The sequence below is a fragment of the Candidatus Thiopontia autotrophica genome, assembly GCA_014384675.1.
GTDB lineage: Bacteria > Pseudomonadota > Gammaproteobacteria.
The window spans coordinates 16,178-38,234 of the sequence record JACNFK010000016.1 but is presented as its reverse complement, the minus strand read 5'-3'; the positions used below and the strand labels follow the sequence as shown (position 1 = coordinate 38,234).

Annotated in this window: 20 protein-coding genes; 10 read left to right on the top strand and 10 right to left on the bottom strand. The window is 47.6% G+C overall.

The genetic code is table 11. The features are described 5' to 3' along the window. Positions 1-77 precede the first annotated feature (77 nt). The 10 genes from H8D24_01895 to mgtE all read left to right on the top strand — a co-directional run bounded on the left by H8D24_01895 (position 78) and on the right by mgtE (position 9,471). Positions 78-1,073: a calcium/sodium antiporter gene (locus H8D24_01895; GenBank protein ID MBC8519150.1), complete on the top strand. Its 996-nt coding sequence runs from the start codon at positions 78-80 to the stop codon at positions 1,071-1,073. Between the two features lie 56 nt (positions 1,074-1,129). Next, positions 1,130-2,104: a KpsF/GutQ family sugar-phosphate isomerase gene (locus H8D24_01890; GenBank protein ID MBC8519149.1), complete on the top strand. Its 975-nt coding sequence runs from the start codon at positions 1,130-1,132 to the stop codon at positions 2,102-2,104. 5 nt (positions 2,105-2,109) lie between these two features. Then, the gene (gene kdsC / locus H8D24_01885) at positions 2,110-2,661 is read left to right on the top strand and encodes a 3-deoxy-manno-octulosonate-8-phosphatase KdsC (protein ID MBC8519148.1); all 552 of its coding nucleotides are present in this window, start codon (positions 2,110-2,112) and stop codon (positions 2,659-2,661) included. A 21-nt stretch (positions 2,662-2,682) separates the two neighbouring features. Then, the gene (gene lptC, locus H8D24_01880; GenBank protein MBC8519147.1) at positions 2,683-3,225 is read left to right on the top strand and encodes an LPS export ABC transporter periplasmic protein LptC; all 543 of its coding nucleotides are present in this window, start codon (positions 2,683-2,685) and stop codon (positions 3,223-3,225) included. A gap of 14 nt (positions 3,226-3,239) precedes the next feature. After that, positions 3,240-3,770: a lipopolysaccharide transport periplasmic protein LptA gene (gene lptA / locus H8D24_01875; protein MBC8519146.1), complete on the top strand. Its 531-nt coding sequence runs from the start codon at positions 3,240-3,242 to the stop codon at positions 3,768-3,770. Between the two features lie 23 nt (positions 3,771-3,793). Then, on the top strand, positions 3,794-4,519 hold the full coding sequence (gene lptB, locus H8D24_01870; protein MBC8519145.1) for an LPS export ABC transporter ATP-binding protein: 726 nt from the start codon (positions 3,794-3,796) through the stop codon (positions 4,517-4,519). Positions 4,520-4,535: 16 nt separating this feature from the next. Further along, the gene (locus H8D24_01865) at positions 4,536-5,972 is read left to right on the top strand and encodes an RNA polymerase factor sigma-54 (protein MBC8519144.1); all 1,437 of its coding nucleotides are present in this window, start codon (positions 4,536-4,538) and stop codon (positions 5,970-5,972) included. A gap of 10 nt (positions 5,973-5,982) precedes the next feature. Further along, a complete protein-coding gene (gene hpf / locus H8D24_01860) occupies positions 5,983-6,273 on the top strand; it encodes a ribosome hibernation promoting factor (protein MBC8519143.1) in 291 nt (96 codons plus the stop codon). 61 nt (positions 6,274-6,334) lie between these two features. Next, positions 6,335-8,092 (top strand): phosphoenolpyruvate--protein phosphotransferase, encoded by a 1,758-nt coding sequence (gene ptsP / locus H8D24_01855; protein MBC8519142.1) that lies wholly within the window; start codon positions 6,335-6,337, stop codon positions 8,090-8,092. A gap of 20 nt (positions 8,093-8,112) precedes the next feature. Then, complete coding sequence (mgtE, locus tag H8D24_01850) at positions 8,113-9,471, top strand: magnesium transporter (protein ID MBC8519141.1); 1,359 nt, start codon at positions 8,113-8,115, stop codon at positions 9,469-9,471. 10 nt (positions 9,472-9,481) lie between these two features. Here mgtE and pmbA read toward each other — a convergent pair whose 3' ends face one another. The 10 genes from pmbA to H8D24_01800 form a co-directional block, all read right to left on the bottom strand. Continuing rightward, complete coding sequence (pmbA, locus tag H8D24_01845; protein MBC8519140.1) at positions 9,482-10,810, bottom strand: metalloprotease PmbA; 1,329 nt, start codon at positions 10,808-10,810, stop codon at positions 9,482-9,484. Next, on the bottom strand, positions 10,807-12,258 hold the full coding sequence (gene tldD, locus H8D24_01840; GenBank protein MBC8519139.1) for a metalloprotease TldD: 1,452 nt from the start codon (positions 12,256-12,258) through the stop codon (positions 10,807-10,809). Before tldD ends, pmbA begins: the two co-directional genes overlap by 4 nt. A 20-nt stretch (positions 12,259-12,278) precedes the next feature. Next, complete coding sequence (locus H8D24_01835; protein ID MBC8519138.1) at positions 12,279-16,199, bottom strand: TIGR02099 family protein; 3,921 nt, start codon at positions 16,197-16,199, stop codon at positions 12,279-12,281. A gap of 24 nt (positions 16,200-16,223) precedes the next feature. Further along, positions 16,224-17,696, bottom strand: coding sequence for a ribonuclease G (gene rng, locus H8D24_01830; GenBank protein ID MBC8519137.1), 1,473 nt, complete (start codon positions 17,694-17,696; stop codon positions 16,224-16,226). Between the two features lie 117 nt (positions 17,697-17,813). Continuing rightward, on the bottom strand, positions 17,814-18,284 hold the full coding sequence (gene rlmH, locus H8D24_01825; protein MBC8519136.1) for a 23S rRNA (pseudouridine(1915)-N(3))-methyltransferase RlmH: 471 nt from the start codon (positions 18,282-18,284) through the stop codon (positions 17,814-17,816). Further along, complete coding sequence (rsfS, locus tag H8D24_01820; protein ID MBC8519135.1) at positions 18,281-18,619, bottom strand: ribosome silencing factor; 339 nt, start codon at positions 18,617-18,619, stop codon at positions 18,281-18,283. The genes rlmH and rsfS overlap by 4 nt, the downstream gene beginning before the upstream one ends. Positions 18,620-18,638: 19 nt before the next feature. Beyond that, entirely contained in the window at positions 18,639-19,280 is a 642-nt protein-coding gene (gene nadD / locus H8D24_01815; GenBank protein MBC8519134.1) for a nicotinate-nucleotide adenylyltransferase, read from the bottom strand. A gap of 9 nt (positions 19,281-19,289) precedes the next feature. After that, positions 19,290-20,546, bottom strand: a complete 1,257-nt coding sequence (locus tag H8D24_01810) for a glutamate-5-semialdehyde dehydrogenase (GenBank protein MBC8519133.1) — start codon at positions 20,544-20,546, stop codon at positions 19,290-19,292. A 13-nt stretch (positions 20,547-20,559) separates the two neighbouring features. After that, positions 20,560-21,561 carry a DNA polymerase III subunit delta gene (gene holA / locus H8D24_01805; protein MBC8519132.1) on the bottom strand — a complete coding sequence of 334 codons (1,002 nt, stop codon included), beginning with the start codon at positions 21,559-21,561 and terminating at the stop codon, positions 20,560-20,562. Next, the gene (locus H8D24_01800; protein ID MBC8519131.1) at positions 21,558-22,055 is read right to left on the bottom strand and encodes a hypothetical protein; all 498 of its coding nucleotides are present in this window, start codon (positions 22,053-22,055) and stop codon (positions 21,558-21,560) included. Before H8D24_01800 ends, holA begins: the two co-directional genes overlap by 4 nt. Between the last annotated feature and the right edge of the window lie 2 nt (positions 22,056-22,057).

Below are 22,057 nucleotides of genomic sequence, written 5' to 3'. Positions count from 1 at the left end.
ATCGTGACCGAGCATCAGAATCCATCAACTGTTGCACTTGGAGCTTGAGACCAGCCAACTATTTATACTATGCCCCTATGATCGAGAACTTGATTGCCATAGTAGCCGGAATAGCCATACTGGTTTGGAGTGCTGACCGTTTTGTAATGGGTGCCGCTGCAACTGCCCAACACATGAACATCTCTCCCCTGATTATTGGTCTTGTAATTATGGGTTTTGGTACCAGCGCGCCAGAGATGATGGTCTCTTCACTTGCGGCCATGGAGGGAAGCCCAAGCATTGGCATTGGCAATGCCATTGGATCCAATATTGCCAATATTGCCCTGGTACTTGGTGCAACTGCAATGATCCTCCCAATTACTGTCCGCTCCGAAATTCTACGCAGAGAATTCCCTATCCTTATTGCGGTGACTATAGGTTGTGGGTTGATATTGCTCGACTATTCGCTGGACCGTATGGATGGAGCAATCCTTCTCTTCTCTCTGATTTTACTAATGGCGTGGCTGATCCAGACCAGCAAAGAGAGCTCTTCCAGTGACACCCTGGGCACGGAGGTTGGCGAAGAAATTCCTCAACTGCCTATCAAACGCGCTCTGTTCTGGACCGTTGCAGGCCTTATTGCCCTGCTCCTGAGTTCTCGTCTGATTGTCTGGGCTGCAGTGGAGATAGCACAGGCATTTGGGATTAGTGAGCTGATTATTGGATTAACCATTATTGCAATTGGAACCAGTCTGCCTGAACTTGCCGCCTCCATAACAGCTGCCTTGAAAAGGGAGCATGATATGGCCATTGGTAACATCATCGGATCCAATATGTTCAATATCCTTGGCGTTCTGGCTCTTCCCGGACTAATTGCTCCAAGCATCATTGAGCCGTCTGTTCTCTCACGGGATTTCATGGTGATGGCCGCACTCACTCTAATGCTGTTTATTATGGTGCGTCTATTTGGAAGCAATGGCCAAGTGGCCGACATCCAGCAGTCTACACTCAAGACCATAGGACGCATAGAGGGGACCATCCTTCTTGCTTGCTTCTTTAGCTATCTGGGACTACTGTACTATCAGACACTTTAGGGCGCTTTTAAAAATTCACTTTAATAACAAAAACCGAGAGATCTCTTAATTAAAAAATGAATGACACAACCAAACTTTCAGCTCTTGGAAAGGCAGTTATCCGGGAAGAGGCTCGGGCCATCGAAGCACTACTTGATCGTATCGATCACACCTTTGAGTCTGCCTGTAATGCCATACTGAATTGCGCTGGGCGCGTCGTTGTAATAGGGATGGGAAAATCAGGCCATATTGGAAGCAAGATTGCTGCCACACTTGCCAGCACCGGTACCCCTGCCTTTTTTGTCCACCCTGGCGAGGCCAGCCATGGTGATCTTGGCATGGTCACGGAGAGTGATGTGATAGTTGCACTATCCAATTCTGGAGAGACCAGTGAGGTTTTAATGCTGCTGCCGGTCATCAAGCGGCTGGGGGTCCCCATGATTGCCTTGACCGGAAACCCAAACTCTACTCTGGCAGATGCGGCAGATATTCATCTTGATGTCAGCGTTGAAAAGGAGGCTTGCCCACTTGGACTCGCACCAACCTCAAGCACAACTGCAACCCTGGTTATGGGAGACGCTTTGGCTGTTGCTCTGCTGGAACATCGCGGTTTTACCGAAGAGGATTTTGCCAGATCTCATCCTGCAGGGGCACTTGGAAGACGACTGCTGCTTCGTGTTGGTGACATCATGCACAAAGGGGAACGTATGCCATCAGTACAAACGGGCGCCATAGTACGTGATGCGCTACTGGAGATGACATCAAAAGGGCTGGGGATGACCGCCGTGGTTAATCCACAAGGAGAGATAGTTGGAATCTATACAGATGGAGACCTGCGCCGTACCATGGATCAACAGATTGATCTTCAGATAACTCCGGTTGATGATGTAATGAGCAGCAACTGCACGACCGTGCAAGAGGATCTCCTGGTTGAGGAAGTTCTCAGCATTATGGATCAAAAAAATATCAATGGACTCTTTGTGGTTGATGACCGAAAAAAGATCATTGGTGCACTCAACATGCTTGATCTGCTCCACGCAAAGGCTGTATAAGAGTCATGACAATTGAAATAAGCAGCGAACTCAGAGCCAGGGCAGAAAAAATCAAGCTGGTTATTTTTGATGTTGATGGCGTACTAACTGATGGCCGCCTCTTCTTTGGAGATGACGGCCAGGAGTACAAGGCATTCCACTCCAGAGACGGACTTGGGATGAAGATGCTTATGCGTAGCGGTGTAGAGGTTGCAGTCATTACTGCACGCTCATCAAATGTAGTGGCACACCGGATGAAAAATCTTGGTATTCGTCACTTCTATCAAGGCCAGTCCGACAAGGTACCTGCATTTTTGGGTATTGCAGATGAGATGAGTCTTGAGCATGATGCCATTGCCTACGTAGGAGACGACATTATCGATCTGCCAGTCATGTCTCGAGTGGGACTGGCAATTGCAGTTGCAGACGCTCACCCCGAGGTCTGCTCCCGTTCCCACTGGGTTACCCGGCAACAAGGGGGACACGGTGCCGCACGTGATGCATGTGAACTAATTATGGAGGCTCAGGGATCACTACAGCCCATGATTGAAGGGCAGGTTGCGGGTACATCCAACTAGACTGGCCCACCAAAACAGATCATGTCCAGCAGAAATATTCTCACCATTATCCTTATACTTGCTGTCGCAACAACATGGTATCTGATCCCTGACCCGCCACCATCTCAACAAAAAACCGCACAACAGACAGACTACTTTGTTGTTAAGCTGAATCGAAAACAGATGAATCTTTCCGGAGACACAGCCAGCACATTCAGCGCTGATCGTGTTGACCACTACCCTGAGGATAATCGGGAAGAGCTAATTAAGCCTCGCGCAACCACCTACAGTGCTGAAGATCCACCATGGAATCTAAGTGCTGATGAAGGCACACTGTGGGAAGAGGAGGATAGAGTCACTATGAGAGGAAATGTAATTGCCAACCAGAAATTCCCAAAGAGTCCTCGCTTCTCCAGAATGGAGACCGAGGAGGCCGAACTGTTTCTGGATAGCAATTCCATGAAAACCGATAAATTGATAACCTTCACCACAGATCGCACTACAACCACATCCACCGGAGCAGAGCTACATCTTGATACCGGTGAGATCCACCTGTTGAAAAGCTCATCCGGGCACTACAAATAAGAGAGGTACAAACCATGCATCGCAAGATATTTTTTACCATAGCCACACTGCTCTCATCTACTCTGTTTGCCCTGCCAACAGACAAAGATCAGCCGCTTGAGATTAATTCAGAGTCTGCAGAACTAAGAGAAAAGGAGGGTTATGCCATCTACACCAATGATGTACGGATGATCCAGGGATCTCTACAGATTGATGCGGATCGTGTAGAGGTGTTTTTTCCTGACAAAAAAGTATCCAAGGCCCTGATTTATGGGGATGGAGAGAAACGCGCATATTTTCAACAGACGCCAAACCCCGGAGAGAAGCCGGTAAAGGGTACTGCCAAACGTATTGTCTATCAGGTTGATCCTGATGAGATCCGTCTTCTGGGGGATGCCATATTCTGCCAGAAGGGTAGTGAACAGAAGGGAATGCGCATAATTTACGATATCGAAAAAGATGTGATGCGTGCAAAAGCACGGGTTCAATCCATCTTTCGTCCGGATAGCGCTCCGGGGACCTGTGACCATGTTATCTCTGACTACCGTCAACCAGACGCCCCATGACCGCTCAGGAAGTCACAACTGATATACCTGTACTCTCTGCAAAACACCTGGAAAAACGTTTTGGAAAAAAGAAGGTTGTTAAGGATGTCTCCATTAATGTTAAAGGCGGGGAGATTGTTGGACTACTAGGACCCAATGGGGCCGGCAAAACAACAGCCTTCTATATGATTGTAGGCTTGGTCAAGGCCAACAATGGAACTATTTTCCTAAACGGCACCAACCTCACAAAATATCCCATGCACCAACGGGCACGCATGGGGGTTGGATACCTGCCCCAAGAGCCCTCTGTTTTCAGAAAACTATCTGTTGAAGACAATCTGCTTGCGATTCTTCAATACAGGGAAGATCTCAGTGATGATGAGATGAGGGTTGAGATGGATGAGCTGCTGGAGGAGTTTCATCTGACCCATATCAGAGAGACAAAAGGGATTAGCCTTTCTGGTGGTGAGCGCAGAAGAGTGGAGATTGCTCGCGCCCTGGCTGCAAATCCCAGCTTTATCCTGTTGGATGAGCCTTTTGCTGGAGTAGACCCTATATCTGTCATTGATATTCAGAAAGTAGTCAAGCATCTGGCGGAACGTGGAATAGGGGTAATAATTACCGACCACAATGTCAGAGAGACTCTGTCGGTATGCAATCGCGCATATATCATCAATGAAGGAACAGTAATTGCCGAGGGCAACCCTGACCATATTCTTGAGCATGATCAGGTTCGGCAAGTCTACCTGGGGCATCAATTTCAGATGTAACTACAGCCCGCATATGCTGAATCAATCATTTAATCTACGTCTTGGTCAGACACTTAAAATGACCCCTCAACTACAGCAGGCAATACGTATGCTGCAGCTCTCTGCTGTTGAGTTACAGCAAGAGGTTCAAGAGATACTGGAAAATAATCCGCTACTGGAAGAGGATGAGGACAACGAACCTCAACATGAACAGGAAGGCGAACATGACGAACAAACTGTGGCCAACGACAAGGAGAGCTCCCTGCCTGATGAGCTGGAAACCGACAGCAGCTGGGAAGACACCTATGATATTCCATCCATGCTTGGCAATAGCTCGCCGGTGGATAATTTAGAACCCCAGGACAGTCACTCTTCAACAGACTCTCTACATGACCATCTGATATGGCAACTGAACACCATCCCCCTATCGGAACGTGACCACGGTATCTCTATTGCATTAATTGATGCCATCAACCCAGACGGATATCTTGAAACCCCTCTTTATGAATTAATAAATACAATTCAACTTGATCCTCCTGTTGAGATGGAAGAGCTGACAACCCAGTTACATCAGATACAATATTTTGATCCTCCCGGTGTTGGAGCAAGTGATCTGCGTGAATGTCTACTTATACAACTTCACCAATTAGAGAAGAAGGATCCTGCACAGAATGTGGCGATCAACTGGATTACAAACTATTTCAACCTGATTGCTGAACAGAACCGTGAACTGCTGTGTAAAAAACTATCAACCAATAATGAGACCCTGCTAAAGGCATTAGTCCTGATTCGAAACCTGAATCCTCATCCAGGAGACAAGATTGAGTCTACATCCACAGAATATGTCATTCCAGATTTGATAGTACAAAAAGATGGTGACCAATGGTCAATTGAGTTGACTCCAGAAACCAGCCCGAAACTTAGAATTAGCCCCTTCTACCAATCTATTAAAGGGAAATCACGTAATGGTAGCGACAAAGAGTACATAAGCAAAAATATCCAAGAGGCGCGCTGGTTTCTAAAAAGTCTGCAGAACAGAAATGAGACGCTATTCAAGGTAGCCTCTCATATTTTCCAGGTTCAGTCAGAGTTTCTTGAATCTGGTGCAGAAAAGATGCGGGCACTTACCCTGCGCACCATAGCAGATGCCATTGAGATGCATGAATCTACTATCTCGCGAGTTACCACCAATAAATATGCACAGACCCCTCAAGGTCTCTTTGAGCTAAAATACTTCTTTTCAAGCCAACTGAATACAGCAGATGGAGATGGAACCTCAGCAACTGCAGTACGTGCGATAATTCGCCAAATCGTGGATAATGAGGACTCCTCAAAGCCCATAAGTGACAACCGTATTACTATCTTATTGGCTGAAAAAGGGATAAAAGTTGCCCGACGAACCGTGGCAAAATATAGGGACATTCTTTCGATTCCCCCATCGAATGAACGTAAACGATTATTACAACAAGATTAAGGAAAGCACTATGCAGCTAAATATTACTGGACACCATGTTGAAGTCACACCATCAATGAATGAGTACGTTACTGGAAAGATGGATAAACTGGAGCGCCATTTTGACAATGTAACCAATGTTCATGTCGTCCTTAGTGTTGAGAAATTACGTCAGAAAGCTGAGGCTACTCTACACGTTAGCGGCGCAGAGATCTTTGCCGACTGTGTTGATGGGGACATGTATGCCGCCGTCGATGGATTGATAGACAAGCTTGATCGTCAGGTTATTAAGCACAAAGAGAAGTTGGGAAGCCATCGTTAATATTAACTTAAACCCAGGTCGTTCAACATCTTACTGACTTAGGTTCTGCGGAAAAACAACAATGAGTATCATGCTTCATGGAATTGGTGTGGCCAAGGGAATTGCTCTTGGGCAGGCCTACCTTATGGAGCACGGCCAACCTGATATTGCCGAATATACTGTTCCGGACTATCTGATTGACTCTGAAATTGATCGCTATACCAGTGCGCTGGAGACTGCGCGTGAGCAGTTGATTGAGCTTAGATCATCGGTACCGGTAGGTGTCTCTGGAGAGGTTACAGATTTTATTGATGCACACCTGTTGATGCTGGAAGATAGTGCTATTAGCCGTGCACCAACCAAAATGATTCGACACCAGCAGTGTAATGCGGAGTGGGCACTAAAACAGCAGCGTGACACTCTGGTACAGGTTTTTGAGGAGATGGATGACCCATATCTTCGCACTAGAAAAGATGATATTGACCATGTAATAAACCGCATCATGAAACTCCTGTTACAACAAGAGACTGATACTCAGGAGTTGATGGAGCCGGAAGAGGAGAGTACAGCACGAATTATCGTTGCCGATAACCTGACTGCTGCCGATATCCTCCAATTTCATCATCAGAATGTTGCTGGCATTATTACTGAACATGGTGCACCCAATTCCCACAGCGCCATCCTTGCCAGAAGCCTCCATATACCTGCTGTAATGGGGGCGGGGAATGTCCATCGCTATCTTCGTGATGGTGAACCACTAATAATTAATGGTGATAGTGGGATGATTCTTATCGACTCGGATGAGAAGACAATTGACTACTACCAAAACTTGCAAAATAACCACAAACTGCGACAGGACGCACTGGCAAAGCTACGTTCTCAGGCCGCTGTTACCAGAGACAACACCCCCGTCTCTCTGCAGGCTAATGTTGAATTGCAAGACGATATAACTGCAATGCATCAGGTTGGGTGTAACGATATTGGTCTCTACCGCACTGAATTTCTATTTCTTAACAGAGATGATCTGCCAACAGAGGAAGAGCAGTACGAGAACTACAAAGCTGTAATTGAGAAAATAGATGGAGCACTACTAACCATACGTACCCTGGATATTGGAACCGACAAACCAATTCCAGCCATTGCCGATATGGAAGGTGCTGACAACCCTGCCCTGGGATTAAGAGCAATTCGCCTATCCTTGAAGAATCTTGACCTGTTAATACCTCAGATACGCGCCATCTTGCGGGCTTCTGCTCATGGAAATATTCGGATGATGCTTCCAATGGTGAGCAGCATGCAAGAGATCACTCAAGTTCAGAACCATATTACTCAAGAGAAAAAGAATCTCCGGAGTGAAAAAGTTGATTTTGATGACGCAATAAAGATCGGAGCCATGATTGAAACACCTGGTGCCGCACTGTCAGCTGATGGATTTGCCCAAAAAATGGATTTTCTATCCATAGGCACCAATGATCTTATTCAATATACTCTGGCTATTGACCGTACCGATGACCAGGTAAATTACCTGTTTGATCCGCTCCATCCATCGATACTAAGACTTATTCACCGTGTTATTCAGGAGGGCAACAAATACGGTATCCCTGTATCCATGTGTGGAGAGATGGCTGGGGATGACCGTTATACACGCCTGCTGTTGGGAATGGGGTTAAGAGAGTTCAGCATGAACCCATCTGCACTCTCAGAGGTTAAACAGGTGGTGCTTAACACACGGCTGGATATTGTAGAGCCTCAAGCCGAACAGATACTGAAATCCCCATTCCACAATGAAGTACGCCGCCTGTTCGAACAACTAAATAGCTCTAACCCAGACCACGAATAACAGAGACCGCAGGAACAGTTATGGCAGACACCCCAGAACAGGAAAAGAGAGCACAGTGGGTCTCATCTGTTACCCAAGCCATCGAATATAATGATCTAACGCCTGTAGAGACGCTTCTTGGGGATCTCCATGCAGCAGATAGTGCACATCTGATTGAATCCATTCCTCCCAGAGAGCGACCACAACTATGGGAACTCCTGACTCCTGATCAACGGGCAGAAATTCTCCCTCACCTTAATGATGAGGTTCGTTCAGCTCTCCTTGAGGGGATGGATAACGATGAGCTGGCTGCAGCCGCATCCCAAATTGATACTGATGATATGGCAGACCTGCTTCAGGATATGTCATATAGCCAGACTCAACAGGTTCTGCAGTCAATGGATCAGCAAAACCGTCAGCAAATCGAAGAGGTTCTCTCCTATCCAGAGGATAGTGCTGGCGGATTGATGAATACCGATGCCATTGAGGTTCGTCCTGACATCGATCTGGATGTTGTTCTGCGCTATCTTCGTATGCGTGGAACAATACCTGAGGGTACTGATAACCTCATGGTAGTTGATCGTGATGATCTCTTTTTAGGGCTACTCCCTATCGCCACCCTGCTAACGATGGATCCTGACTCCAGCGTTGAAGATGTCATGATAAAGGAGTGCGATGTTATCTCTGCAGAGATGGCTGATACCGAGGTTATGAATCTATTTGAGAGCCATGATCTGATATCTGCACCTGTTCTGGATAAACGGGGGAAACTGCTAGGTCGTATCACCATTGATGATGTGGTAGATGTAATGCGAGATGAAGCTGACCACTCGCTGCTAGGACGGGCTGGTCTTGATGAAGAAGAGGATATGTTTGCCCCTGTTGGAGCAAGTGTACGACGACGCACATTGTGGCTTGGCCTAAATCTGGCAACTGCGTTTCTTGCCGCCTGGGTTATAGGTCTTTTTGAGGATACTCTGCAACAGGTAATTGCACTCGCAGTATTAATGCCGGTTGTTGCAAGCATGGGAGGCATTGCAGGAGGCCAAACTCTGACTCTGGTTATTCGTGGTATCGCCCTGAATCAGATCAATGATTCCAATACACGCTGGCTGATTGCCAAGGAATCTGCCGTTGGAGTACTCAATGGAGCACTATGGGCTGTCGTAGTCGGTGTAGTTGCATGGATCTGGTTTGATGATATTCAACTGGGGTGGATCATAGCCGTAGCAATGATCATCAATCTGATTATTGCTGCGCTTTCCGGGGTGGTTATCCCTGTTATACAGAAGAAAGTTGGAATTGACCCCGCACTTGCAGGATACGTAGTGTTGACTACTGTAACCGATGTCGTAGGTTTTCTCTCATTCCTGGGGCTGGCAACACTATTTCTGGTTTGAGCAAGGTGTCTCACTCTCCTGCAATACTCATATTTTCCAAAAGAATAGATCCTGTCTGAATATTGCCTCTCGGATCAACATCATCTCCTACTGCAACAATCTGACTGAACATATTCCGTAAATTTCCGGCAATTGTAATCTCGTCTACAGGGTGAACAATCTCACCGCCCTCAACCCAAAAACCGGAAGCTCCCCTGGAGTAGTCTCCGGTAATGGCATTTACCCCATGTCCCATCATCTCGGTCACCAACAGTCCTCTATCCATTTTGCTCAGCATGCCGTCCAGACCTACATCACCGTGAGTTACTCTTAGATTGCGCACCCCTCCACCATTCCCGGTAGTCTCCATACCCAATCTTCTGGCAGCATAACTATCAAGAACATAGCTGGAGAGAACTCCATCAGTTACAAAACTATTCTCTTCTGTCTTAACCCCTTCACTATCAAAAGCGGAACTTGCTGATCCTCCATGCAGATGAGGCCTCTCATAGATCGTTATAAAATCTGGAAATATCCTCTCCCCAAGCCGGTCCAATAAAAAAGATGCCTTTCGATATATGTTTCCTCCTCTGATAGCGGAGAGTAGATGGCCCAGTAGGCTCCCGGCCACAGGTGCTGCAAATAGAACCGGAGCTTCTCCTGTTGCCACTTTCATGCCACCAAGCCGATCCACTGCACGCTTTGCCGATTTTTTACCAACCTCTTCTGCACTTTCCAACTGTCGCGGATCACGTGCCGAACTTGACCAGTAATCTCTCTGCATCCCGGATTGGTCTGTTGCCACTACCGAACAACTTATGCCGTGACGAGTGCCACCATATCCAGCAAGAAAGCCATTGCTATTACCGTATACCCTGATTGAATGGTGACTACTTACAGCTCCACCCTCTGAATTTTTGATACGATCGTCACTCTCCAGCGCTGCAGATTCACAGGCTCTGGCCACATCAATACTCTCCTCTACCCCTACATCCCAGCCATGCTCCAACTCAAGATCCGGGAGCTCTGTCGCCAACCGCGCTGGATCTGCCAACCCGGCATATTCATCTTCCTGCGTATGACGTGCTATATCACATGCAGCACGTACTGCTGCGCGTACAGCATCAACAGAGAAATCACTGGTGCTTGCAGTCCCTTTTCTATTACCAAAATAGACCGTAACCACCATGCCACGATCCTTGTGGTGCTCAATGGTCTCCACCTCACCCATTCTTACACTGGTTGAATATCCATTCTCAATACTGCTTCCTGCCTCAGCAGCCGTTGCCCCCTGATGTTTTGCCTCATCCAGGATCTGCTGAGTCATATCCTCAAGTTCCATCTGCTCGGTGCCGATCATACCTCAGTACCCCCAACAGTCAGTTCGCTGATTTTCAGGGTGGGTTGACCAACCCCCACAGGAACACTCTGGCCATCTTTACCACAAACCCCCACTCCACGGTCCAGCTCCAGATCACTACCCACCATGGTTATCCTTGACATCACCTCTGGTCCATTCCCTATCAGGGTTACTCCACGAAGTGGGTGCTTTACAACACCATTCTCAATCAGATATGCCTCATTGGCAGAAAATACAAATTTTCCTGAGGTTATATCAACCTGACCTCCACCAAAGTTGACCGCATAGATCCCATGCTTCACCGATTCAATAATCTCCTGTGGATCTTGTTCGCCTGGCAGCATATAGGTGTTTGTCATTCTAGGCATCGGCAGATGGGCATATGACTCTCTGCGTCCATTTCCTGTCGAGGATACTCCCATTAAACGGCCGTTGGTCTTATCCTGCATATACCCTTTAAGAACCCCATTCTCAATCAGTACATTATTCTCTGTATCTGTCCCTTCATCATCAATATTGAGAGATCCTCGCCTCCCCTCCATAGTTCCATTATCCACTACAGTACATAGCGGGCTGGCAACCTGCTCGCCCAATCTGCCGGAAAATGTCGATGTCCCCTTGCGATTAAAGTCCCCCTCCAGGCCATGGCCAACCGCCTCGTGCAACAATACCCCTGGCCATCCATTTCCCAACACTACCTCCATTGCTCCAGCTGGTGCATCCTCTGCCTCAAGGCTTACCAGTGCCTGCCTTACAGCCTCCCTGGCACTATGTTTTGCGTCATCAGAATTCATCAATAGTGAGAAATCAGAACGCCCCCCAAACCCGGAAGAGCCATTTTCCCTGCGCCCATCCTGTTCCACAATCACAGACACATTAAGTCGCACCAGTGGACGCACATCTGCAGCAAAGGTGCCATCACTACCTGCAACCATAATCACATCGTAGCTACTGGCTACACTAGCCATAACCTGGATGACCCGTGGATCTGCCATACGTGCCCATCTATCAAGGTGCTGAAGCAACTCAACCTTCTCTGCTGCAGTCACTGACAACAGTGGGTTAACTGGAAGATAAAGAGATTGTCTCTCCTTACCACCTACAGAAATACCAGCTACTTTTGTTTTCCCACTACTGCCACTTCTGGAAATGATTCGTGCAGATTCAGCAGCCTGCATCAGAGCCTTGGCACTAATCTCGTCAGAATAGGCAAACCCGGTTTTCTCTCCATGGATTGCCCTAACCCCGACACCAGAATCAATATCATAACTTCCATCACGTACCACACCATCCTCAAGCGACCAGAATTCATGGTGGCTCTGCTGGAAATAGAGATCAGCATAATCCATCTCTCTTCCCATAATATGGTGTAGTGTATTATCGATCACGTCTTGCGATATCTCGCCCGGATCAAGCAGCAGGTCCGTGGCTAACTGCACTCTATTCATCTCTGAAACTCCATTTTCAGTCATGGAAAAAACGGCTCACTCACTGGAGGAATGGCTTTTTTCTTTTTTATAGGTTCAAGTTTTGGATCGTCCCAACTTCCTGTCAGGGTGTAGCGTGTTGTTATAAGTCCCTCTTTCTTGAATAACTTCTGATAAAGCAACACAACCCCGCCAACTGCTGCCCCCGCAGGTCCGCCAACCAGTGCTCCTGTTGCCGGTAGCGTCTCTGATACCTTTGGGCTTACCGATACAATCTGGTCATAATCCTGGGCCACAATACCTGTTCTGCCAGCAATCCTTATAGTTGATGTAGGGCCATCAATCTTCATCTCAGGTCGTGTATGTGCGTGGCCATTCTTAAGCTCAAAGGATCCTTCGATGATATCAAATGGCATTCCCTTATCTGTAATATCAGAAAAATCCAGTGACAGGCGACGAGTCAAGGTATGGATGCCCAGCAACCCAAACACTCTGCCGACACTGTTATCTACATCCCTGAGATGACCTTTTCCAACTGAAATATCCAGATTCCCATCCATCTTACCAAGAGATAAATCTGCCGGATTTCCTGGCCACTCAGCCTTGATCTGGACCGATGTCTGCCCCTTATCTATATCACCCTGATATCCAAACAGGGTAAGCATCTCTCCAAGCTGATCGCCCGTTATGTGAATATTGAATCTGGACAGTGATGACCCTGACCGTTGCAGCCACCCCCCCTGTGCAGAAACCTTCATAACCTCTGAATCAAGAGTTACATCATCAAAAAATATGCCATTATCTGTGCTTCTGGTCTGCAGGTTCAGCTCTCCTAAATCTATACCGTTAATCCTGGTGTCCTGGCTTACTACACTCATGACAGGAACCAATGAAAGATCAAGATCAGTATCTACATTCAGATACTCACCGTCTCTCTCTTTATCTTCTACCCCATCCTCTGTTCCCAACCATATACGATCCATGATAACGATCATCGGATCTTCCTCACTAACCGGCACTTTGGCCTTTCCCTGCAGTTGATCGCTACTTAGGCCAACACCCCAATACCCGTCCTGGTGGGGATTAGCCATCATTGCAAGATTATCAAGACGCAGGCCAAACAGATCGGCCTCAACGGCATCAATCGCCACTCTCTGTAGATTAAATCTGGAATGGTCAAACTCATCTCTTTCACCACCCATTATCTCTTTCTGCAGCTTGATCCACTCTCCCAGATTTAACTGATTGACCCTGCCTTGAACATATAGACCACGTTCACCATCACCTATTACATCACCACTCTCTAGATCACCAAGCAGAACCACTCCACTCCACTCATCACTCTCTTTAATGTATTCAAACTGTACCTTGGCATGGTCAGGGCTCAATAGATCCAGGTTCTGTAGATCTCCATTGTCAAATTTCAGAGAGAGTGTAGTAGGCCAACTCTCATTCAGACTTTTAGCAAGTGGTGTCGGCAGACTCAGGGCTATATTTTTAAGATCTGAGTGCAGATCAATACCTACCGTTTTATCATCAATGCCACTACTATTTTCATATATCCCGATTTTAATACGTCCACCCCAGTGAACCATTGAGGTTGGGCTGTCACCTTCATCACCAACAAATGGAGATATATTGATTTCCCACCCCTCGTTCAACCACTGCTCCACACTCCTCTTTTGTAACTCTCCCTCCACATTAATAACCAACTCACTCTGTCTATCATCACCAGAGCTAAACGCAGTAATCAGCAGCGGGGATTCCAGGAACTCTCCTTTGGCATGCTCAATGGATACTCCATCATTATCAAATTCAATATTCCCATGAAGTTCATTAACGCTAATATTCATCCCCTCGGCCACTAACCTATTATTATGGAGTTCCACAAACCCATTTGCCTGTACTGGAACATTGACACCTATTGGCACCTCAATCTTAAGGTTAAGGATCGCATCTCCCTCCAGAGAGGCAATAGAGGTTATACGTTTAGATTTCCTTTTTAATGGAGTACTGCCAAGTGCATGGATCAGTTTCTTACTATCACTTACAATCTGTCCATAAATTTTCAGAGGGCTTTTACCCAACTTTTTGGTCTCTAATGTGAGCCTGTTCAGAGGAAGACCATCAATCTTGCCACCATCTATCTTCACCTGTAGAGACTCACTATCAAAGCTCAATAGAGCCTTACCGTTGGTTACGATGGGCCACCCATCAGTGTAGTTGAGGTCAAGGTCATGAATCTGTAGCTCTGTCCTGAATTGACCACCACCCTGCGCATAGGGAAAACTATCCAGCGCTCCTTTAAGAAGAAATGTACCCTCTTTGAGCTCACCTGATAACAACCCGTTCTTCAGCCACCTCACCAGGCGTGGGCTCATTTTCTGCTCTGGTAACTGAGCCATTAAATCAGACACCCGATCCGCCTTAACCCGAGCCTGAAGATCAAGTATTGGAGACCCTCCCCCTGCCGGCATCAAAATCTCTGCTCTACCATTGGCACGCAGTGCACCAAAAGATGCTTGTAATGATTTCGATGAAAGCAGCACGCCCTCCTTGAGCTGCTGCCATGCAATCTTGCTCTGATGCAGATCCAGCTTAACTGGATCCGTATAAATACCATCCAGCTCCAATAACACACTCCCTGGCGCAGGAGAAAATATCCCCTCTTGCCCATTCACCTGTAGCTGACCATTTATTCCGGAAACAGAATATCCATCAACACTCTTCAATCCATGAATGGAGATCTGGGCAAGATCCATCTGCGCCTCAATACCGCTCATCAATCCAGCACTATCTGGATATGATCTGAATTTAATCTGTTGCAGATCACCAGATGCCAGCACCCCATATTCACCACTTGTAAATGTTGCATAGAGACCAGAGAGCGTTGGTGAAGAGACCAGATGAACTCGGTCAATCGCCCCCATCAAGACATCATTGCCAGACTCATCTATTTTTCGCTCAATCAGTGCTGAGGCAGGGTGATTTTTGCGCTTACTATCCTCTTCCCCTCCCCACACCAGACTATCCATCTGTAGTCGCCACTCCTGGTCTTGCTGTTTTTTCCAGAAGAACTCACCACCCGCAAGACCTGGTGACTCTATAAAGGCATCATCTCTGTCAAAAGTTGCACGTCCCTTCTCTAGGCGCCCGGAAAGCCACTCACCCCACCACTCAATATCTGAACTACCTTGTACCAATGAGAGCCACGGGGTTTCCTTACTCCCAATCAAACCGGCAAGCTCGATACTGTCTCCCTGAAGATGCATCTGACCATCCCATCCTTGCGGAGTGAACAGATCTCCAAACCACTCCAGATCAAGCTTGACTGGACTTGATGGCTGTTCCCCAAATATCACACTGCCTGTTGCCTGATGACGATAACCTGAACTTACGAGTGCAAGATCAACATCAGAAAGATGCCACTGCATATTTACAAAACGTTTTTCTGTAATCAGGATCTCTGCATCCTCAACTACTACCGATGGCTGACTTAACAACCAACCAATAGATGATGAAGAGAGGTTCTCAACCTCTCCGTCACCATCACCACCAAACCCATCAACAGTCAGACTGCCATCCTCATGGTGAACAACTGACAGTTTTGGACGTTCAATTGATAACACTGAGGTCACAACCTCACCAAATCCAAATGAGGAGAGCAGATCAACCCTGATCCCTCCACTCTTAAAGGATATTTGTGGTTTTCCCGATTCCGGATCAAACAAAATAACGTGGTGGACAGAAATATCCAGCATGCGACCATCCAGAGAAAGTGATATATCCTCTATAGATAGCGGGACCCCAATCTCTGCCTCAATCCATGACTCCAGATCATCATGAAAGAGACCGGTACCTGGTAACACCGTGCGCATCAACACCGTCAGCAGTGCTGCTGTAACCAAAACTGTAGCTGCAAGAATCCAGAATGTCCCCCAGAGGCTGCGAATAAATTGCATCAACTTTGTCACCAGATCGGGCAATCAGACTGGAACCACATCAAATTGTTCCGGTGTATAGTAGGTCTCCACCTGAAGACGAACCGGCTTGCCGATAAACTCCTCAAGCTCTGCCAGACTTGCCGACTCCTCATCAAACAACAGATCTGTAATCTCCTGTGCTGCAAGCACCAGAAATTCTTTGGAGTCATCATATTGACGAGACTCCCTGATAATCTCACGGAAGATCTCATAACAGACCGTCTCTGCTGTCTTGATGTGCCCCCTGCCTCCACAGGTTGGACAATCTTCACAGAGCACATGCTCCAGACTCTCACGTGTTCGCTTGCGGGTCATCTCAACCAGTCCCAGTGAAGAGACCTGGCTGATGTGAGTTTTTGCATGGTCCAGATCAAGATACTTCTGAAGTGAGCGCATAACTTGCTGCCGATGCTGCTCATCCTCCATATCAATCAGATCAAGAATAATAATCCCCCCAAGGTTTCTCAACCTCAGCTGACGCGCAATGGTCTGCGTTGCCTCAAGGTTGGTTTTGAAAATTGTCTCTTCCAGATTATGGTGCCCTACAAATGAGCCAGTGTTGACATCAATTGTGGTCATCGCCTCGGTCTGATCAATGATCAGGTACCCCCCGGACTTTAGTGGCACTTTACGCTGCAGCGCCTTCTGGATCTCGTCCTCGACAGAATAGAGATCAAAAATTGGACACTCTCCGGGGTAGTACTCAACCCGGGATGCCAACTCCGGATTAAACTGTGCCGCAAATTTCGTGCATCTCTCAAAAGCCTGTCTAGAATCAATTCTGACATGCTCTATCGTATCCTTTAACTGGTCACGAATGATTCTCTGCTCCAGTGGCAGGTCGCTATGGATGAGCGTACGCGCCTTGGCGGTTCTGTTTATCTCCTGGACAGACTCCCATATCTTGTACAGCAACTTGGCCTCATGTAGCAGATCATCCTCGGGAACACCCTCCCCTGCCGTACGAACAATAAAACCTCCATAACCACCAGCAATCACCGCTTTTTGAATCATCGCCCGTAGACGCTCTCTCTCCCCCTCCTCCTCAATTCTCTGTGATACTCCCACACACTGAACTGCCGGTAGAAATACAAGATAACGGGATGGAATAGATATCTGCATGGTTAGGCGAGCACCCTTGGTACCCAATGGATCCTTGACCACCTGCACCATAAGCTCCTGACCATCTGATATCAGATCAGTAATCTGATCAGGCTCATGATCACACTCAATCTCCTCGCTCACCTCTTTGGGGCGGATATCAGATGCATGTAAAAAAGCTGCCCGTTCCAGCCCAACATCCACAAAAGCAGCCTGCATGCCCGGCAATACCCGGCTCACCTTGCCCTTGTATATGTTGCCAACGATACTCAGGTGGTCTCTGCGCTCAATATAGATCTCCTGCAGAACCCCATTCTCAACCATTGCAGAACGAGTCTCTCGTGGCGTTACATTAATAAGGATTTCTGTACTCACAAATTGCTCACTCTTGAGATAGACATAGTTAGGCTAGATTTTAACCCAAGGAAGCTTTGATTAAGTCATTTTGTGACCAAATCATCCTCCCTGATTTTGTTTTATGAATAATCAGTTTTATGAACGATGATAAGGGTGATTATTCAAAATTGTCCACGCTCTGTACAGCTGCTCCGCAACCACAACCCTGACTAACGGATGAGGAAGTGTAAGTTTGGAGAGTGACCATTGCTGCTGTGCCCGCTGCAGACAATCTTGTGAAAGGCCATCTGGGCCACCAACCAGAAGAGATACCCCAACACCACTCTGCATCCACTTGCCCAAACTTGATGAGAGCTTCTCTGTTGACCATGAGACCCCCTTTACATCCAGTGCAACAACCATATCTCCCTTGGGAAGTGCCGAGATAATTCTCTTGCCCTCGCTCTCCATCCACCTTGCTGGAGAGCTACTACGCCCTCGCTTTTCTGCCTCAACTTCCACCAAACTTAAACTGCACTCTCTTGGCATGCGGCGAGCATACTCTGAAAACCCCTCCTCAACCCATCCTGGCATCTTGCGCCCAACAGCAATCAGGGTGATTTTCACCCCTCCTCCCGCTTGAAGTCTGTCCAGAATTTCTCCAGATTATAATAGTCTCTGGTTTCAGGGAGCATTACATGCACCACAATATCGCCCAGATCAATCAATACCCACTCGCCTGAACCCTCTCCCTCTCTACCAAGAGGAAGAACCCCTGCTCTCTTTGCCTCTACCACCACATTCTCCGCCAGAGAACGGACGTGTCTATTGGAGGTTCCACTGGCAATAATCAGCCGATTGGTTACATCTGTCATCTCGGATATATCCATAACTGATATATCGTTTCCTTTTAGCTCTTCCAGTGCATTAATTGCAAGCTGCTCCAGATCATCAATTAACATTTCTACTCTAGTCCTCTATTCAATTTTTTCTATAACAGCTGTTTATTTCATCTCTTATTGCTTCAGGCACCATCAAACCAGAATCACCTCCATCCCTTACAATCTCTCTAATCCCGGTTGATGATATCTCCAGAGGAGTTACAGGAAAAAAGATAACTTTCCCTCCACCATCTGCCGCCAGACAGTGCAGCTCTTCTATCTGCCCAGCCTCACGCTCGTTTAATAGTGCATCAAACTCTTCACCTTCAGGATATTCAAATCCAGGCCTGTGGGTTACCACAATGTGTGCGTATTGAAATAGCTCTTTCCAACGGTGCCAACCACCAATTTTTGAAAATGCATCCATTCCCATAATCAGGCATAGTGGTCTATCCGGAAACTCTCTGGCCATTGATTCAAGGGTGACCACCATCCATGATGGCTCATCCCTCTCTACCTCACGCAGATCAACCTCAAATTGTGGGAACTCATTAATGGCTATCTGTAGCCATCTAATACGATCATTCAGCGGAGCTATTGGTTGACCACGATGTACCGGAAATCTGCTGGGAACAAAACGTACCTGATCCATATCCAGCCCCTCACACACCTCCAGTGCAGGACGAAGATGTCCAAAATGGACGGGGTCGAAGGTTCCACCGAAAATACCTATTGGCTTCATCTTTGGTGGTTATTTACGAATATGTCCATCCCCCAGCACAATAAATTTCTGCGAGGTAAGGCCCTCAAGTCCAACTGGACCACGCACATGAATCTTGTCCGTACTGATGCCAATCTCTGCACCCAGACCATACTCAAAGCCATCTGCAAAACGGGTTGACGCATTGACCATGACCGAGCTTGAATCCACCTCTGCCATAAAGCGCCGCGCACGACTGTAACTCTCAGTCACTATAGACTCAGTATGGCCAGAGCTGTGCTGATGAATATGATCCATCGCTCCGTTCAACCCAGAAACTACACGAATGGAGAGAACCGGAGCCAGGTACTCTTCATCCCAATCCTCATCAGTTGCTGCAACAATGCCAGGCAAAATCTTTTGGGTAGCCTCACAACCACGTAACTCAACCCCCTTATCCTGATAACGTTTCGCCAATGGCGGCAGACACTGAGAAGCAACATCCTTCGCTACCAGCAGTGTCTCCATTGCGTTGCATACACCATAACGGTGGGTTTTGGCATTGAATGCAATATCAATCGCTTTCGACTGATCTGCATCACCATCAATGTAAACATGACAGATCCCATGAAGATGTTTAATCACTGGAATTCTTGCATCCTCACTGATTCTCTCTATTAACCCCTTGCCTCCTCTAGGAATGATGACATCAACATAGCTGCTCATGGTGATCAGCTCACCAACCGCCTCGCGATCTGCTGTCTCAACAACCTGTACCGCATCTGCTGGCAGACCTGCCTCAGATAGCCCTTGATGAATAAGAGCAGCAATTGCCTGATTGGAGTGAAACGCCTCAGATCCACCCCGCAAAATAGCTGCATTACCTGACTTCAGGCAGAGGGCTGCTGCATCTGCAGTTACATTGGGACGGGACTCATAAATGATCCCGATCACCCCAAGTGGTACACGCATTTTGCCAACCTGAATTCCGGAAGGACGATAGTTAAGGTCTGTAATCTCACCAACAGGGTCTGGCAGTGTCGCAATCTGGCGCAACCCCTCTGCCATACCATGTACACGCTCTTCATTCAGTTCAAGCCTGTCCAGTAGAGCCTCATCCAGCCCTCTTTCCCGACCAGCATCCATATCCTTCCGGTTTTCCCCCAGCAGCTGCTCCATAGAGTGCTCCAGAAGATCAGCCGTTGCCTCCAACGCCATATTTTTTGATGTTGTTTCAGCTCTGGCCATGGCGCGTGAGGCACTGCGCGCACGCTCCCCCACCTCCTGCATATACTTTTGAATATCCATATCTGTTTCCTGTCTAAGCTACAGTGGCACGAACCACAAAATCCTCCATACCACTCCAGGGGTCACCGTCCATCATCCCTTTGCCAGCTCTGTCAATAAGGCCAAGCTGACGAACAAGAGGAGTGATTTTAGGGACACCTATACGGTTCAGTGCAGCCATCAAAAGAGGCTGCTTTTTCCACCACATGGGATTGTACTCCAACGGCTTGTAGGCTGATGGATTACGCTCTATTCCCATTGCGGCGAGGTCACGAAAGTCTCGTGCCACAGACCAGTGCACCACCTGAATCGCGACCCCTTCACCTTTTAATCCATGCAGAATACGCAGCGCTCTTGCTCTATTACCCTCCAGCACAGCATCTGCAAGTTTAAAGGCATTAAAACTTGAGCTTTCTGACACCACTCTATTCGCGGTCTCTTCATCAACTGCTGTATCTGGTTCCACAAACAGCACCAGCTTCTCAAGCTCCTGAACTGCCGCCAACAGATTGCCCTCTGCCCGTTCTGCCACAATCGCCGCCACGCCCGGAGTTGTCCTTAACCCCATGCTCTCCATTCTGTCTGCAACCCACTGTGCCATCTGTTCTGCCTCAACCGGCCATATCTGCACAGTGACACCGGCACTTTCAACTGTTTTGAACCATTTGGTTTTTTGTGATGCCTTATCAAGCTTGCTGGATACGATAAGCAGCACCTTGTCTTCAGGGGGATTCTCACACCACTCAACCAGAGCTTTGCCGCCATCCCTGCCAGGTTTTCCGGTTGGGAGGCGCAGATCAACAACCTTTCTCTCTGCAAAGAGCGACAGCTCATTTCCCTCTCTGGCCAACTCGCTCCAATTGAATTCCCTGGTTGCTACAAGAACTATACGCTCCTCATAACCCTCCCTCTTAAGTGCTGAGCGCACCTGGTCTGCTGCCTCCTGTAACAGCAGCGGCTCATCACCACTCAACAGATAAATTGGAGCAGTTTTTCCCTTCAGGTGGTTTGCAAGTGATTCCGGTTTGACCTTCATCGGCGACGCAGTGCGCGCAACAGATCACGAACCGCTTCACGAATCATAACCTCGCGCAGATACTTCTCCTCCTGCTCTTTCCCAAGCACCTCTGTACCACTATATTTGTAACTCTCTTTCTGCTTAAGATGGCCTTGATCAAGCAACGCTCCATCTACCGATCTAAGCTTCCAGTCAACCTGATAGTCAAGTGCATACTCACTTACCTTGCCGGTACTGCTGTCAACCGTTGCGACACGACGAGAAAATGTCTCATTGCTCAACTCCAGGATCGCAGTTGCATCTGACTCACCAGAGACAACCCCGCCATTGGTGCGGCGAACCCCCTCTCTGACAGAGCGGACCAACTCTACAGAGACCCCGGAACCATCAACCCAGGTTGCCTCCATCTCATCCGGCAGAATCACTGCACCACGCAGATGAAAGCCACACCCCTGCAACACAAGCAGGGTCAACAGCGTTGGGAGCAGAATTCTCTTTATCGATCTCATCATAT

Bases quoted from the DNA above. Each gene is read 5' to 3' on its own strand.
- lptC (MBC8519147.1), top strand. From the start codon at position 2,683: ATGTCCAGCAGAAATATTCTCACCATTATCCTTATACTTGCTGTCGCA.
- nadD (MBC8519134.1), bottom strand. From the start codon at position 19,280: ATGAAGCCAATAGGTATTTTCGGTGGAACCTTCGACCCCGTCCATTTT.
- H8D24_01895 (MBC8519150.1), top strand. From the start codon at position 78: ATGATCGAGAACTTGATTGCCATAGTAGCCGGAATAGCCATACTGGTT.
- kdsC (MBC8519148.1), top strand. From the start codon at position 2,110: ATGACAATTGAAATAAGCAGCGAACTCAGAGCCAGGGCAGAAAAAATC.
- lptA (MBC8519146.1), top strand. From the start codon at position 3,240: ATGCATCGCAAGATATTTTTTACCATAGCCACACTGCTCTCATCTACT.
- H8D24_01890 (MBC8519149.1), top strand. From the start codon at position 1,130: ATGAATGACACAACCAAACTTTCAGCTCTTGGAAAGGCAGTTATCCGG.
- hpf (MBC8519143.1), top strand. From the start codon at position 5,983: ATGCAGCTAAATATTACTGGACACCATGTTGAAGTCACACCATCAATG.
- H8D24_01835 (MBC8519138.1), bottom strand. From the start codon at position 16,199: ATGCAATTTATTCGCAGCCTCTGGGGGACATTCTGGATTCTTGCAGCT.
- pmbA (MBC8519140.1), bottom strand. From the start codon at position 10,810: ATGATCGGCACCGAGCAGATGGAACTTGAGGATATGACTCAGCAGATC.
- holA (MBC8519132.1), bottom strand. From the start codon at position 21,561: ATGAAGGTCAAACCGGAATCACTTGCAAACCACCTGAAGGGAAAAACT.
- rsfS (MBC8519135.1), bottom strand. From the start codon at position 18,619: ATGTTAATTGATGATCTGGAGCAGCTTGCAATTAATGCACTGGAAGAG.
- ptsP (MBC8519142.1), top strand. From the start codon at position 6,335: ATGAGTATCATGCTTCATGGAATTGGTGTGGCCAAGGGAATTGCTCTT.
- mgtE (MBC8519141.1), top strand. From the start codon at position 8,113: ATGGCAGACACCCCAGAACAGGAAAAGAGAGCACAGTGGGTCTCATCT.
- tldD (MBC8519139.1), bottom strand. From the start codon at position 12,258: ATGAATAGAGTGCAGTTAGCCACGGACCTGCTGCTTGATCCGGGCGAG.
- H8D24_01800 (MBC8519131.1), bottom strand. From the start codon at position 22,055: ATGATGAGATCGATAAAGAGAATTCTGCTCCCAACGCTGTTGACCCTG.
- H8D24_01810 (MBC8519133.1), bottom strand. From the start codon at position 20,546: ATGGATATTCAAAAGTATATGCAGGAGGTGGGGGAGCGTGCGCGCAGT.